Annotated in this window: 12 protein-coding genes and 1 tRNA gene; 7 read left to right on the forward strand and 6 right to left on the reverse strand. The window is 36.6% G+C overall.

Annotated features, from left to right (window positions below):
- Positions 1-5 precede the first annotated feature (5 nt).
- On the forward strand, positions 6-3,281 hold the full coding sequence (locus tag ACICQD_RS04825) for a UvrD-helicase domain-containing protein (protein ID WP_395461681.1): 3,276 nt from the start codon (positions 6-8) through the stop codon (positions 3,279-3,281).
- A 324-nt stretch (positions 3,282-3,605) separates the two neighbouring features.
- Here the strand turns inward: ACICQD_RS04825 and ACICQD_RS04830 are convergent, their stop codons facing one another.
- Together ACICQD_RS04830 and radC are read right to left on the reverse strand one after the other, a co-directional pair.
- Positions 3,606-3,896 (reverse strand): GIY-YIG nuclease family protein, encoded by a 291-nt coding sequence (locus ACICQD_RS04830; protein WP_264329566.1) that lies wholly within the window; start codon positions 3,894-3,896, stop codon positions 3,606-3,608.
- Positions 3,897-4,173: 277 nt separating this feature from the next.
- On the reverse strand, positions 4,174-4,857 hold the full coding sequence (gene radC / locus ACICQD_RS04835; RefSeq protein WP_395461825.1) for a RadC family protein: 684 nt from the start codon (positions 4,855-4,857) through the stop codon (positions 4,174-4,176).
- Between the two features lie 22 nt (positions 4,858-4,879).
- Between radC and ACICQD_RS04840 the strand changes: the two genes are divergently transcribed.
- Positions 4,880-5,646 (forward strand): IS5 family transposase gene (locus ACICQD_RS04840; protein WP_395461441.1). Its coding sequence is split into 2 segments (ribosomal slippage): positions 4,880-5,207 and positions 5,207-5,646, totalling 768 coding nucleotides; the frame shifts between segments, so codons are not numbered across the junction.
- 121 nt (positions 5,647-5,767) lie between these two features.
- Positions 5,768-6,594, forward strand: a protein-coding gene (locus tag ACICQD_RS04845; protein WP_395461446.1) for an IS5 family transposase whose coding sequence is annotated in 2 segments (ribosomal slippage) — positions 5,768-6,155 and positions 6,155-6,594 — 828 coding nt in all. Because the reading frame shifts where the segments join, the coding sequence is not laid out codon by codon here.
- 840 nt (positions 6,595-7,434) lie between these two features.
- Here ACICQD_RS04845 and ACICQD_RS04850 read toward each other — a convergent pair.
- Positions 7,435-8,031: an RDD family protein gene (locus tag ACICQD_RS04850; protein ID WP_190321214.1), complete on the reverse strand. Its 597-nt coding sequence runs from the start codon at positions 8,029-8,031 to the stop codon at positions 7,435-7,437.
- Between the two features lie 24 nt (positions 8,032-8,055).
- Positions 8,056-8,138 (reverse strand) — tRNA-Leu (locus tag ACICQD_RS04855).
- Positions 8,139-8,252: 114 nt separating this feature from the next.
- Between ACICQD_RS04855 and ACICQD_RS04860 the strand changes: the two genes are divergently transcribed.
- Complete coding sequence (locus tag ACICQD_RS04860; RefSeq protein WP_015589094.1) at positions 8,253-9,704, forward strand: replicative DNA helicase; 1,452 nt, start codon at positions 8,253-8,255, stop codon at positions 9,702-9,704.
- A gap of 88 nt (positions 9,705-9,792) precedes the next feature.
- A complete protein-coding gene (locus ACICQD_RS04865) occupies positions 9,793-11,019 on the forward strand; it encodes a hypothetical protein (RefSeq protein WP_395461682.1) in 1,227 nt (408 codons plus the stop codon).
- 73 nt (positions 11,020-11,092) lie between these two features.
- Here ACICQD_RS04865 and metG read toward each other — a convergent pair whose 3' ends face one another.
- The gene (gene metG / locus ACICQD_RS04870; protein ID WP_395461683.1) at positions 11,093-12,730 is read right to left on the reverse strand and encodes a methionine--tRNA ligase; all 1,638 of its coding nucleotides are present in this window, start codon (positions 12,728-12,730) and stop codon (positions 11,093-11,095) included.
- Positions 12,731-12,887: 157 nt separating this feature from the next.
- Here metG and ACICQD_RS04875 point away from each other — a divergent pair, with 157 nt between their 5' ends.
- Together ACICQD_RS04875 and ACICQD_RS04880 are read left to right on the forward strand one after the other, a co-directional pair.
- On the forward strand, positions 12,888-13,190 hold the full coding sequence (locus ACICQD_RS04875; protein ID WP_395461826.1) for a TrbC/VirB2 family protein: 303 nt from the start codon (positions 12,888-12,890) through the stop codon (positions 13,188-13,190).
- 56 nt (positions 13,191-13,246) lie between these two features.
- Positions 13,247-14,073, forward strand: a protein-coding gene (locus ACICQD_RS04880) for an IS5 family transposase (RefSeq protein WP_395461446.1) whose coding sequence is annotated in 2 segments (ribosomal slippage) — positions 13,247-13,634 and positions 13,634-14,073 — 828 coding nt in all. Because the reading frame shifts where the segments join, the coding sequence is not laid out codon by codon here.
- Between the two features lie 152 nt (positions 14,074-14,225).
- Here ACICQD_RS04880 and ubiG read toward each other — a convergent pair.
- Entirely contained in the window at positions 14,226-15,401 is a 1,176-nt protein-coding gene (gene ubiG / locus ACICQD_RS04885; protein WP_395461684.1) for a bifunctional 2-polyprenyl-6-hydroxyphenol methylase/3-demethylubiquinol 3-O-methyltransferase UbiG, read from the reverse strand.
- Between the last annotated feature and the right edge of the window lie 42 nt (positions 15,402-15,443).

Below are 15,443 nucleotides of genomic sequence, written 5' to 3' on the forward strand. Positions count from 1 at the left end.
TTCTGATGAGATCAAATGCCATAAATCCTAATTTCTCTGTGTGGGTAAATGCGTCCGCTGGTACAGGCAAAACAAAAATCTTAATAGACAGAGTATTGAGACTTTTATTAGAAAACAAAAGAAATATTCTTTGCTTAACATTCACCAATGCTGCAGCAAACGAAATGGAGAATCGCATTCACAGCATACTCAGTAAGTGGGCAATATGCTCAGAGAGTGAATTAATAATGGATCTGGAACAACTAGACCTCTTGCATTTAAGTGAGGAATCGGTGTCATCCCAGTGCGTGACACTGGGATCTCAGCACCCCTACTTGTCATCCCAGTGCGTGACACTGGGATCCAGAAAAAATAAAGATTATTTAACAAGAGCAAGAAGGCTTTTCTCTGAACTGGAAAATCTTGGTCTAACTATACAAACCATACACGCTTTCTGTTACAAATTAATCTCCAGCTTTCCTATAGAAGCTGGCATTGCTCCAAATTGCACGCTGAGTGAATGTAAAGAATTACATTCCATCATATTCAATAAAGTGCTTCATAACGAAACTGTGCAGGATGATATCAACCTTATTGCAACTGAAATTGATGAAAATAAACTACGCGATTTGCTTTATACTTTATGTGTAAAAAGATCGATGTCAGCAAATGATTCGAAATATATCAAAGATAAATTGAGCGCCCCAGATGAAATTCATGACTTACAGAGTGAAACAATTGAGCACGTGGGAAGACTAGCCGAGATATTAAGTGAAGGCAGTAAAAGAGATCAGAGTTATAGTGAAATACTTTATTCTACTGTCATCCCAGCTGGGATCCAGAAGAAAAGAACCAGCGTCACGCGCTGGAATGACACTAAAGTAGAAAACCTAGCCAAGGTCTTTTTAAAATCAGAATCGCACGAAAAAAAGAGCATATCATCCATTGCAACAAAAAGTATTTTGGAGAAATTCAAAGATGCAGAGCAAATAATAGAGAGCGTTCAGAATGTAGTATTTACCCATATAAGAGACATGAACTCTTATCAAATATTCAAGAGAACCAGTAGCTTACTTGGTGTATTTAAAGTATATGTTGATTTGTATAATAGTGAAAAATCAAAAAATGCACTGCTTGACTACAATGATATAATCAACTTAGCAACAAATCTTCTTAGCAATCCAAACTATAAAGATTGGATATTGTTTAACTTGGATCAAAAAATAGATCACATCCTTGTTGACGAGGCACAAGACAATAGCATCAGTCAGTGGAAAATTATAACAAATCTCTGCGATGAATTTTTTGCCGGTAATGATGAAAAGCGAACCTTATTTGTTGTTGGTGACGTAAAACAATCCATATACAGATTTCAAGGAGCAAATCCCCATCTATTCAACTATATGCAACAATACTTTCATACGAAAACTGGTGGTAGAGATTGGATATCATGCCAACTTGAAAAGTCATTTCGTTCAACTCCAGAAGTTTTGATGCTTGTAGATAGAATATTTAATAACTTCCGCGCAGAAATATCTTTTAATGATAATGAAATAAAACATGTTCCACATAGAGAAAATGACCAAGGATATATTGAAATTTGGCCAGCGTTACCAAGGCGCAAAGAGAAAGAACAGCAAGCTTTACAAATTCCTCTGACATGCAGGGAAAATTATATAATAGCAGACCGATTACTTGCTCAAACAATAGCCAACAGAATTCACAATTGGTTAAATGAAGGGCGAATTTTAGTCGCTAAAGATCGCCATATAGAGCCAAGAGACATTATGATTTTGGTGCGACAACGAAACGTGTTAGTTGATTACATAATAAGCGAACTTAAAAAAGCAAATGTGCCAGTTGTAGGCCGAGATTATTTTAGAATTATGGACTATACAGCCGTGCAGGACTTAATAGCTTTGGCCGAATTTTTACTCCTCCAGGCAAATGATCTAGCTCTTGCAAATGCTTTAAAATCACCGCTATTTAATTCCACCGAGGATGATTTATTTAACATTGCATACGACCGTAAAGAGCATTCACTATGGGAAAGAATTCAGGATTATTCTGTGGTTATCTATAGTGAATTAAACTATCTCATCAACTTATCTCGCACAGAATCCCCTCTCGCATTATTCACGCATATACTGCGCACAGGTAAGAAGAAATTTGCTGCAAGGCTAGGTCTTGAGTGCTTCGAGGTTCTAGACGAATTTATGAACCTTGTGTTGCAATTTGAAAATCCATCTCTTCAAGCACTTGTTCAGTGGATCAAGGAGAATAACCCGGAGATTAAGAATGATATGCAATCAGAACGCAATGCTGTGCGAATAATGACAATTCACAAATCAAAAGGTCTGCAAGCTCCCATAGTATTTTTGGTTGATACAAACACAGTGCCAAGAAACAGTGAAAGCATTATCTTTGATGGAACGGAAGCACCATTTTGGTGTGGAAAAAACAACAACGCTTATTGCGATCAAGTAAAAAGAGAGAAAAAACTAGAGGATTATAATGAATATTTGCGTTTATTATACGTAGCACTCACGCGTGCTGAAGATGAGTTATACATCTTAAGTAAAGAGCCAGTGCAAAAGGGCTCTTGGTATGATCTAATCACTAAGTACGGAGAGCCATATGAAAAGAAACAAAGGGATTTACAGCCAATATTTAAAGAAAAAGTTGAAGTATTATGCGTGAATGCAAACTACCCTTACATTTATAAAAAACGTGATTATTTTGACGTTCCGGTCATTTCCCTTCCGCCAAACCTATCAATGTCATTCCAGCGCGTGACGCTGGAATCCAGTGAAAAAGAAGGAGCAGAATGGATCCCAGTGTCAGCTACTTGGATGACAGATGGTTATGCAAGAGGCCTAATAATTCACAGCATATTGCAGTATATGCCCAAGATAGAAAAAGAAAGGAGAAAAAATTGGGTCAGAAAATACCTTGATAACATCAACATCAGTGAAGATAAGGATGAAATTTACAGTAAAATATTGGCCTTTAATGAAAAATATGGCTATTTGTTTGACTTGGAAGGCAAATCAGAGATTACACTGAGTGGAACAATTGATGGCAAGTCAGTATTAGTACGACTAGATAGGCTATGCATAACGCAAGATAAAGCAATCATAATTGACTACAAATCACACCGTAACGTTTCTGTTTCCTTATTAAATGAAATAAAAAAACAGATGTTAATCTATAAAACCTTAGTACAAGAAATATATCCAAACAAGCAAGTAGAGTGCGTGGTTATTTGGGTGGAAGATTTAACCATTCAATCTGACTTTTAACGAAACTTGATTGCAAGAAATAGCTACTACGTCATACCACCGCGAACCGTCATACCGCCGCAGACCGTCATACCGCGATTCATTCGCGGTATCTCAGCCGCTAACACGTAGCGGAATGACAGCAGTCCTACGTCATACCGCTGCGGATAGATCCCGCTAACAAGTAGCGGGATGACGAATTACTTAACTGTCATACCACCGCAAACCGTCATACCGCCGCGGTATCTCAGCCACTAACAAGTAGCGGGATGACGAATTACTCAACCGTTATCCTGCTGCTCCTTTCTCGTCATCCCGCTACGTGTTAGCGGGATCTCAGCATAGCTATCTTAAAGCTAAGTAATATAAGTCAATCCAGCTAGGATTCTTTTGATTGATCAAATTAATTTTCCACTGCCTTGGCCATTCTTTCAGGCGCCTTTCTCTTGCAATAGCTAAACTTATATCTTCAAACTCTTCAAAATATACAAGTTTATTTACATTATATCTTGATGTAACACCTGAAACAATTTTGTTTTTGTGTTCCCAAATCCTCTTGATCAAATTTGCAGTTACACCAATATATAATGTGCTATTAGCTTTATTTGTAAGTATATAGATATATGATAACTTCATCTTAATCGTTTATAGCTAAAGTAACTGAGGTTTACCAACATTATACTACACCATCATACCACAATAAAACTTACCGTCATGCCGCCGCAGATAGATCCCGCTAACACGTAGCGGGATGACGAGTTACTATACCGCGGCGGTATCTCAGCCGCTAACAAGCAGCGGGATGACAGCAATCTACGTCATACCGCGATTCATTCGCGGTATCTCTTAGCCGCTAACACGTAGCGGAATGACGATTGTCGGTAAATCTAAGTTACTGTAGCTATAAAGGCTTTCACAACAACCTATTTTCCTTGAAACTAAAATAGCTACTGAATGTAATAATAATGTGATCTATTAATTCTATTCCTATACTTTGGCAAGCTTCTGCTAGTTGTCTAGTGAGAGATATATCGCTATTTGAAGGTTGTGTATCTCCGCTTGGATGATTGTGAGATATTACAATGGATGTTGAACCAATCAAAAGTGCGCGCTTGATGATCTCTCTGACATAAAGAGGAGTTTGATCTACTGTACCAATATTTTGCAGGTCTTCCGCTATTAGACGATACTTTTTATTCATATAGATGACGCGAAAATTTTCCTTATTGAGGCTTCCTATACTTATTCTTAAATAATCAAGCAATTTTTCCCAGTTATCGATTACAGGCAGGTTTTTTATTTCTTCTCTTGCAGAACGAACAAAGGCTTGTTTTACACAAAAGATGGCAGATATCGCTGCATTGCTGACATCATCAACGTTTTGCAGCGCTTCCAGGTCAGCATTAAAAACTTTATTTAAGCTGCCAAAACTTTCTATCAAACTCTTTGCCACCGGTTTTACATCAATTCTACTATATGCTGAATATAAAATGTGCTCTAAAACTTCATAATCAAGTAATGATTGTCCATTATCTAAAATAATTTTCTCTCTTAGAGCCTGTCTTGAAAAGAAATGAGAAAGAGAATATGATGAGATAAGTAAAAAATAGTAGGTAAAAATGTATCCAAGTGATATAAGTGACAAAGAATGGGAAATTTTGGAGCCAAGTGTTGCACAAGGTGCAGTAGGACGGCCAAGAAAGCACAATATTAGAACAATTATTAATGCAATAAGATATATAATGAAAGGTGGTTGCCAGTGGAGAATGCTGCCAAAAGATTTTCCGCCATGGAAAACGGTGTATGATTATTTTCTCAGGTGGCGTAATAGTGGCAAATTGGAAGAAATACACGATATGTTAGTAAAAAAGGTAAGAAAAATGGTTGGCAAAAATGAAATACCTTCGGTAGGAATAATTGATAGTCAATCAGTGAAAACCACTCAAAAAGGGGATCCAGAGGATATGATGCTGGCAAGAAAATAAAGGGTAGAAAACGTCACATCATTGTGGATACAATAGGCCTAATTATTACAGCTGATGTTCATAGTGCAGGCATTCAAGATCGTGATGGTGCTCTAAATCTTTTTACTCAAGCTAAACGAAAAGCTCCAACGCTACAAAGGTTTCTCGCTGATCAGGGATATATTGGTAAATTGCAAAATTACTGTTTATTGAAAACAGGATGTTTATTGACGATTACTAAAAAAGCAGCTGATGCTGTAGGATTTCAAGTTATTCCTAAACGGTGGATTGTTGAAAGAACTTTTGCTTGGCTTTCCAATTTTAGACGTATGAGCAAGGATTATGAGCATTCTCCTCTTACTTCAAAAACTAATATCTCCTTTAATATGATTACTATTATGCTTGCTAAATTAGCTGCTTAGTTCCTTTCAAGACAGGTTCTTAGGCGCTTTCTATGCCCCTTTTTGTAATTTTTCATCATCAATAGACTTCTTTCGAAACTAGGATAAAGCAGTAAAAATAGTAATTTTGAGGTAAGGAGAAATGAAGTATGAAATAGTGAAAGAGCTCGATAAAGGGGAGTTTCGTCGACTAACAGGAGTAAAGAGATCAACATTTAACAAAATGGTAGGGATTTTATGTGAAGAAAATAAAAAAAAGAAAGCCAAAGGAGGAAGGAAAAATAAGCTAAACGAGGAGAATATGCTGCTCATGGTATTAGAATACTTACGAGAATACCGTACATATTTTCACATAAGTCAAAGTTATGGAGTAAGTGAAAGTACGGCATATAAAACTGTAAAATGGGTAGAGGATACTCTAATACAACACCAAGATTTCGCATTGCCAGGACGAAAAGAACTCCTAAAAAGCGACGTGAAATATGAGATTTTGGTGATTGATGCAACGGAAACACCTGTAGAGAGACCAAAAAAAAGCAGAAAAGATTTTATTCAGGAAAGAAGAAAAAACATACGCTAAAAACACAAATAATTGCAGAAAAGAAGAGCAAGAAAATTATTTGTACGTCATTTTCAAACGGGAGAAAGCATGACTTTCGGCTTTTCAAGGAGTCAAAAGTGCATGTATCAGAAGGTATAAAAGTTTTAGCCGATGCTGGCTATAGAGGTTTTCAGAAAATTCACAAAAATGTCGAGTTGCCACACAGAAGGATGAAAAAGAGTCCCTTAATTAAGGAAAAAAAGGTAGAAAATCGGGAGCTAGCAAGCAAAAGAGTAGTAGTTGAGAATGTAATTGGTCTGTTAAAAAGATTCAAAATTATTGCAGACAGATACCGCAATCGGAGAAAACGTTTTGGCTTGAGATTCAATTTAATAGCAGGAATTCACAATTTTGAGCTGTCTATATGAGTTTCGAAAGAGGTCTAATGAATTGCTTATCTCTTGTATAATAAGAAATTAGATTTTTAAGTAAAATATTTAATAAAGCGCATGACGCACAATTGTAAGAACATTCATTTTTAAAGACAGCAAATGGTGTCATGAAAGTAGCTGACGCGAGCTCTACGTCATACCGCCGCAGACCATCATACCGCCGCAGACCATCATACCGCCGCAGACCGTCATACCGCGATTCATTCGCGGTATCTCATCCGCTAACAAGAGATCCCGCTAACAAGTAGCGGGATGACGAATTACTTAACCGTCATGCCACCGTGAACCGTCATACCGCGATTCATTCGCGGTATCTCTAGGTCCCGCTAACAAGTAGCGGGATACTTGATCTTTACAGGGATGACGGTTGTCGTTTAGCTACAAACATTAAGAAATTTACCAAATGAAAAAAAAGGCAAAAGAAGCCCTAGTCATTGTCTATTTTCAGTATTTGGCGTTTTTTAAATCTTAAACACTGCAATTTAGCTGCTTTTAAACGCAACTCACCTTAGTTTAAATGTTTAAGAAATTTACTAAGCAGAAAAAAAGGCAAAAGAAACCCCGCGTTAGCTAGTTGTCACTCTCTAATCCTGCAAATTGGCGTACTATACTGTCTTAAACGACTTATAAGCGCGTTTCAGCTTATATAGGTAAAAACCCAGAAATGTTGTGAAGACATAAGGTGCACATAGTGCAAAAAATTAAAAATAAGACGCCAACTACGTTGTTTTCTTGCTGTTTAATCTGCACAGATGAAGATAACTGAATACCTTCACTATCATGATAAAGGGGCTGGCGAAGGGTGTCAAGTAGTTTTTAGCTCTGCCTTCTAAGGCTTTTACTCGTGACAACCACTGTGCCTGCGATCTTATCGTGCCAAGTTTGACAGCGTTTGTTGAAATTTGACCATAAAAAGCCCAAGAACAATGGTGCAACTGACAATATAAAGGAAAAAAATCTCTTTGTTGCTTGTTTTAGGGTCATCTTTTCGAAAGTTTGTGCATCCACAACTCTAAGCCCAAATAATAGTTTTCCAGGTGTAGTAGCAAACTTTACCCACATATATATTACATAGCAAAAGAGCATAATAAACTGGACTATTTGATTTAGAATCATTAATTTTACAAGTCTACTCTGCATTGCCTTTTCTTCTATAGAAAGTGGCACTTGCATTGGGGATTTTGCAGCAACTTGGCTGAATATTTTGCTATCCTCTGAGTTTGTAAAGAGCTGATTAAAGGCTTGGCTGCAAAACTGCAAGAACAAAACGATAATAATTAAATCAAGCAATACTGATATATAGCGCCTGAGGCCCGTTACATAACATATCCCATTTTCATCTTTCTTTACCTTTTGAATAACATTTATAGAAGAAAAAATAGAAAATAAACGATTAAAAAATTTATGTAACATATATATACTTTCCAATATTTAACGTGCCCCTGGCCGGACTTGAACCAGCATGCTTTTGCAAGCAACAGATTTTGAGTCTGCCGTGTCTACCATTCCACCACAGGGGCATTAAGTTTTAATGCTATAGGCAACACGGAATTAGTCAAATTTTTTTGCCTTTACATCTTTCAAATGAGGACTAAATATTCTACAATAATCAACAGTTACTCTCAAAACTTAAAATGAATGAATTAGCCAATCTCCTCAGTTCAAGAAGTGTAGATAAGGAAATATGTAAATTACCGCATAATTTAGAAGCTGAACAGATGCTTATTGGTGCAATGATTCGTGATAATAGAATCTGTGATGCAGTTGAAGACACAATTACAGCAGAAAATTTCTATGATCCACTGCATCAAAGTATTTTTACGCAAATATCTAAAACCAGAAAACATGGCATAGTTGCCAATGAACTGAGCCTTAAAATGTTTTTTGAAAACGACCAAGCATTTACCGAGTGTGGTGGGGTAGAGTACTTAGCAAAGCTTGCAGCGAAGGCAAGTATTGCACTTGATATTTATAGTTTGACTAGAATAATCCGTGATACTTACTTAAGGAGATGTTTAATTAAGCTCGGGCAAGAAATAGTTGGTGATAGCTACAACTACGATATTGAAAATCCTGCACAGGCGCAAATTGAACAAGCAATGACAAAATTGTTCAATTTGGCAGTAAAAAAACAAGGTGAGAAAACATATATAAAACTTGCAAGTTCAATTAAAGATGTAGTTGAGAAGATCAGCACACTGAAAAATAATCCAGAAGCGCTAGGCGTTACAACCGGACTTCAAGATCTAAATCAGCTTCTTGGTGGTCTACAAAAATCTGATTTATTAATTTTAGCTGCAAGGCCTTCTATGGGTAAAACAGCATTGGCGCTAAACATCGCACTTAATGCTTGTAAGATGTTGCAAAAAAGAGCAGATAAGCAACACTATGTAGCGTTTTTCTCGCTTGAAATGTCAGCAGAGCAATTAACTGCAAGGCTGATCACTATAGATTCAGGGATTAGTTATTATAAGGCATTAACCGGGAGAATTAGTGATTTTGAATTGCATGAATTTATCAATACTAGTACAGAATTATCTGAACTGCCTTTCATCATAGATGACACCCCTGCGCTATCAATTAGTGCCCTTCGCACCAGAATACGCTTGCTGTATCAATTATATAATGTAGAAGTGGTATTCATTGATTATTTGCAGCTAATCAGAGGAACAACAAAAAGGAGTAATGAAAATAGAGTGCAAGAAATCTCGGAAGTGACGCAGGGTTTGAAAGCAATTGCAAAGGAGCTAAATATTCCCATTGTTGCACTATCTCAGCTCTCTCGTTCTGTTGAGCAGAGGGATGATAAAAAACCACAACTTTCTGATTTACGTGATTCAGGGAGCATAGAGCAAGACGCAGATATAGTAATGTTTCTCTATAGAGAAGAGTATTATGAACTAAGAAAACAGCCAAATGAAGGAAACAATAAACATCGGGAATGGCAAGAGAAAATGGAAAAAATTAGAAACATTGCAGAGCTCATTATTGCAAAGCAGAGAAATGGACCAATTGGCAGTGTGAAGCTATATTTTGACTCTAACAGAGGTGCATTTAAAGATTACACGGAAAGGCATAGTTCATAGCTTGGCAGCAATCTTCTTGTTCCCAAGTTTATCAATTATTTTTTTTTATGTAAAGATAGCTTGACAACTTCTTAAAAATCCTTTTATAATGGTATTATATTTTATAATACGTGAGATGATGAATAAAAACAATGTACCCTATTATATAGCTGGAACTCTGGCTACTTTCACTTTATTAGCATCTGGAGTGTTTGCTGCAGCTCCTTATATTGGTTTCTTAGCTCCAGTTGCAGCATTAAGTGTTGGCTTGCCATTTATTATTGGTTATGCTGTGTTTTCTGTTGTAACTATTGCACTTTCGTATAAAGCAATTAGTAAGAACAAAACAATTTCTGAGAAGGAAGCTCAGCTTGCTGATGAAAAAAGTAAAGTAGAAGCTAAAGGTAAAATAATTTCTGAGAAAGAAGCTGTAGTACAGGATCAAAAGCAAACCATTTCTGAGTTAGAAGCTAAGATACAAGCTCAAGAACAAACAATTTCTGGGCAAAATGACCAGCTGACTAAAAAAGAAGTGGAAGTAAAAACTAAAGAGGAAGAAATTTCTAAGCAGAAAATTGAAATTAATAAAAAAAATGAGGAGATTAATAATCCAAAAGAAGAAATAGAAAAATTTAAACACAAGAAAACTTTTGTTCCGCAAGCAATAAAGAATATCAAAGAAGCATCTCAAGAAGCATTTGCATATGTAGCAGAAGCCTACAGTAGTGGGCGCGTTCATAGTACTATTAAGCAGCGCCGTAGTGATGTTGCAAATGACTTAAAAAATGTCGTAGGTAGTACGAAAAATGCTTATGGCACATCAGTTGAGTATGTAAAAGGGAAATTTAATAGTGCTGGAAATAAATTAAAAAATGTTTATGGTACATTAGTTGAGTATACAAAAGGAGCACTTAACAGCGTTGGAAGCAGCTTGTACAGTAGGATTTATGGTACTAAGGTTTCTAGTCTGGCAGAACAGTTTAAGCGTTATGCAGAAGATGGGTCTGAACTTAGCATGCAAGAACTAACTCGTTTGGATTATTTAAATATTGATAACGTTCCTAAGCAACCTGATCATTTAAATGTTGATGCTGCTAAAAGTTATTTAATGAGTCTTTCTGAGGATCAGGATGTATTTTATGATGCAGAATCTGGTGATGAAAAAGGCACTGAGATTTCTAGCCCAGAAAGTCAGCCAACTAAAGAAGAAAATGGTCAAGGCTGGTTTGCATGGAGCCTAGGAAAGGTTAAGTCGGCAATGACTGAAGTAGTAGTGATAGATGCTGATGTTACTAAACCATATTTTGCTAAAGTAACTAAGGCACTTGCCACCTAACTTGAATATGTAGACAGCGGTGTGCACCGTTGTTAACTAAAGATAATCCCATCCAGGAGAAATAGTTTTTACACTATTTCTCCTCTTTAGCATCAACCCTCAAAAAAACCGGCGTAGGTTTAGGCAATGTTATGCCTGAACTTACGCACGCGTTGCACAAAGATTTTAAATCTCGTTGTTCTTTCGGAATTTGCAGTTGATTTAGTATCATCTCTGCTGACTTGGGAACGATTGGCTGCAATAAAATGCCTATTATCCTGATATATTCCAGTAACTTATAAATTACTAAATTCATGCGCTCTCTGTCAGTTTTGCTTAGTGTCCAGGGTGCACTTTTGTCTATGTAGGCATTTGCTTCAGAAGAGATGTTGATGATTAGAAGTATGATATGGTTAAATTCATACCTTGCAAGATGATTCATGATTTGATCAATTATGGACTTACAATTTGGCAAACTCTCATCATCTTTGAGTAGATTTCGATCAACTGTTGGTACAATTCCCGAGCATTGCTTGTGTAAAAATGAAATTGTTCTTTGCACTAAATTGCCTATATTGTTTGCAAGTTCTGAGTTTATGCGGCTGATCATATTTTTCTTACTAAAGTTGCCATCCTGGCCGAATCTTGCCTCCCTGAGGAGAAAATAGCGTAGTTGATCAACACCAAACTCCTCAGCTAATCCAATTGGATCTATGACATTACCAAGGGACTTGGATATTTTCTCTCCCTCGTTCAACCACCAACCATGAACTGCAATTTGTTTTGGCAGTGGCAGGTCTGCTGCAAGGAGAATCGCTGGCCAATATACAGCATGAAAGCGCAATATGTCTTTACCGATTACATGAACGTTGAAAGAGTTGTCAGCTAGGTTTGCAGCGCTTGACACTGGAATCTGCGTTTTCCCTTGGTTTGGTGTCATTCCAGTGCTTGACACTGGAATCTGTGTTTCTGGTTCTGCCCAAAACCTCTTATATTCCTCACCTTCAGTACTAGGGAAACCTATTGATGTAAGATAATTGGTTAATGCATCTATCCAGACATAGATTACGTGTTTGTCATTACCTGGTACTTTTATTCCCCAGTTAAAACTAGTGCGAGAGATTGAGAGGTCAATGAGCCCTGATCTTACAAACGATATCACTTCATTTCTTCTGCTCTCAGGAAAGATAAAACTTGGCTGATTTTTATAGAGTTCCAGTAATTTTTCTTGCCAGTTTGATAAGCGAAAAAAGTAACTCTCTTCTTTTATCCACTGGACCTCAGCACCTGTTGGTGCTTTGCCATCTATCAGCTCTGACTCCTGATAAAATGCTTCATCACGAACTGAATACCAACCCGAATAGGAATCCAAATATATTTGCCCTCTCTCTTCAAGTCTATTCCATAAAGCTATAACTGCTTTTTTGTGACGTTCCTCCGTAGTGCGAATAAAATCGTCATACTCAAAATTCATGAACTTAGCCAATTCTTTAAATGAAACGCTCACTTCATCTGTAAATTCTTTTGGCTGCATTTCCTTTGCTTTAGCTGCTTTTTCTATTTTTTGTCCATGTTCATCTGTACCAGTGGTAAATTTGACATTTTTCCCAGCTAGTTTCATGAACCTTGCCACCACGTCACACAAGAGAGAAGTGTATGCATGACCAATATGCGGCTTATCGTTTACGTAATATACTGGCGTGGTGATGTAAAAGTTCTCGAATTGTTCCATGGTTTAGCATTTTGATAAAAATCAACTGAGTTAATTATAGTATTAAAAAGGCAGTAATAAATAAATATTGATTGGGTTAAGCATAATTTTTGAAAAAAGCTATTTACTGAAATTTTATTAAAATAAGAAACAATCAGGCATGATTATTGAAAGAACAATGAGAAATTTTCTTGTAATTCTATTTATAGTTTTCTATGCATTTGATGCACACGCTGATGGAGCAACAGATGTAATGTGTAATGTAATAGGTTACGTTCATGGAATAGGTGGACCAATGATTACAGTGGTAATAATTGGTTCAAGCTTACTTGCAATATTTGGCAGAATGCCTTGGCCTGCACTTTTCGCACTGGGTATGTTTGTTGCTGTGTTTTTTGGTGCTCCTCAAATTGTAACAAAGGTAACAGAAAAAGAAGTTTGTTGTCTTTTTAAAGGTCAAACCTTGGAGAATGGAAAGTAGACTTCTTTCGAAACTAGGATAAAGCAGTAAAAATAGTAATTTTGAGGTAAGGAGAAATGAAGTATGAAATAGTGAAAGAGCTCGATAAAGGGGAGTTTCGTCGACTAACAGGAGTAAAGAGATCAACATTTAACAAAATGGTAGGGATTTTATGTGAAGAAAATAAAAAAAAGAAAGCCAAAGGAGGAAGGAAAAATAAGCTAAACGAGGAGAATATGCTGCTCATGGTATTAGAATACTTACGAGAATACCGTACATATTTTCACATAAGTCAAAGTTATGGAGTAAGTGAAAGTACGGCATATAAAACTGTAAAATGGGTAGAGGATACTCTAATACAACACCAAGATTTCGCATTGCCAGGACGAAAAGAACTCCTAAAAAGCGACGTGAAATATGAGATTTTGGTGATTGATGCAACGGAAACACCTGTAGAGAGACCAAAAAAAAGCAGAAAAGATTTTATTCAGGAAAGAAGAAAAAACATACGCTAAAAACACAAATAATTGCAGAAAAGAAGAGCAAGAAAATTATTTGTACGTCATTTTCAAACGGGAGAAAGCATGACTTTCGGCTTTTCAAGGAGTCAAAAGTGCATGTATCAGAAGGTATAAAAGTTTTAGCCGATGCTGGCTATAGAGGTTTTCAGAAAATTCACAAAAATGTCGAGTTGCCACACAGAAGGATGAAAAAGAGTCCCTTAATTAAGGAAAAAAAGGTAGAAAATCGGGAGCTAGCAAGCAAAAGAGTAGTAGTTGAGAATGTAATTGGTCTGTTAAAAAGATTCAAAATTATTGCAGACAGATACCGCAATCGGAGAAAACGTTTTGGCTTGAGATTCAATTTAATAGCAGGAATTCACAATTTTGAGCTGTCTATATGAGTTTCGAAAGAGGTCTAGTGTGTTGCTGCTCCTGGATATGAACGTGTAGGTACAGGTTATGCTTGTCGTTCCGGTTGGGCGCTAACTAATAAAGGCTACTGTATAAAAGCTGGCCAAGATCCTTCAAAGTATTGGAAGTGAAAATGGTGCTTTTATAGAGTTAAATCTAACAAACCGCAGAGTATATAATTAACATCCACGCCTTTAGTTAGATTCCACTCACGCTTTATTACGTTGTACTCCATGCCAGCCATGTTTTGCAGCGTTACATTATTTTCTCTTAAGTGATTTGCAATTTCTGACGGCTTGAGAAATTTATTCCAGTTATGTGTACCTTTTGGCAGCCAATTTAATATGTACTCTGCACCAATTATTGCAAGGCAGAAGGATTTGATAGTTCTATTTATTGTGGATATAAATATCAGCCCATTCGGTTTTAGCAGTTCTATCGCTTTTTTCATGAAAAACTCTAAATTATCCACATGTTCAACTACTTCCATCAACAGAACCACGTCGTACTTCTTGTCATTGCTTAGCTCTTCAATGCTGGTGTGTATATATTCTATATTTAACCCTACTTTTTTTGCATGTGAATGCGCTACTTTTATGTTTTCTTCACATACATCTATTCCCACAACGTTAATGCCAACGCGTGCCATTGACTCTGACAAAATGCCACCACCGCATCCAACATCAAGCAATGATAATTCTTTCAAATTGCATTTTTTTAACTCTTTTATTTTCTCAATAATGTAAGATACTCTAACAGGATTCATCATGTGCAATGGTTTGAATTTGCCGTTCTCATCCCACCACTGGCCTGCCATTTTAGCGAATTTTGATATTTCATCTTCGTTATAAGTTTTTGTTTTTTTTTTCTTAGAGGTTATATTGCTGAGTTTATCAAGGCGTTTTTTATGTCTGCTTTCTTTTGAAAATTCTGTTTCGAGGAATTGTTTGACTATGTCTTTTGCTAATCCACTCGCAGTAAATCCTGCACCAAGACACAGTACATTTGCGTTGCCATGCTCGCGAGCTAATTTTGCGATCTCAACACTGTTACATAAAGCAGCGTAGATTCCTTCAAAACGATTTGCCACAGTACTCATGCCCAAACCTGTACCACAAATTAATATCCCATAATTTGCTTTTTTGCTTGTTATATCTTCTACAACTTTAACAGCATAGTTTGGGTAATCTACACACTTTTGCTTAGCAGTGCAGCCTTGATCTACTACTCTGTAACCTAGGGCTTCCAGGTAAGGTTTTATTTCTGATTTTAATTCATAACCAGCATGATCTGAGGCAATTGATACTATACCTAACATATAAGAAATAAGGACATTTTATATGGGTTTGAACTTTCTGTC

This window comes from Wolbachia endosymbiont (group A) of Therophilus tumidulus, assembly GCF_964277345.1.
GTDB lineage: Bacteria > Pseudomonadota > Alphaproteobacteria > Rickettsiales > Anaplasmataceae > Wolbachia > Wolbachia pipientis.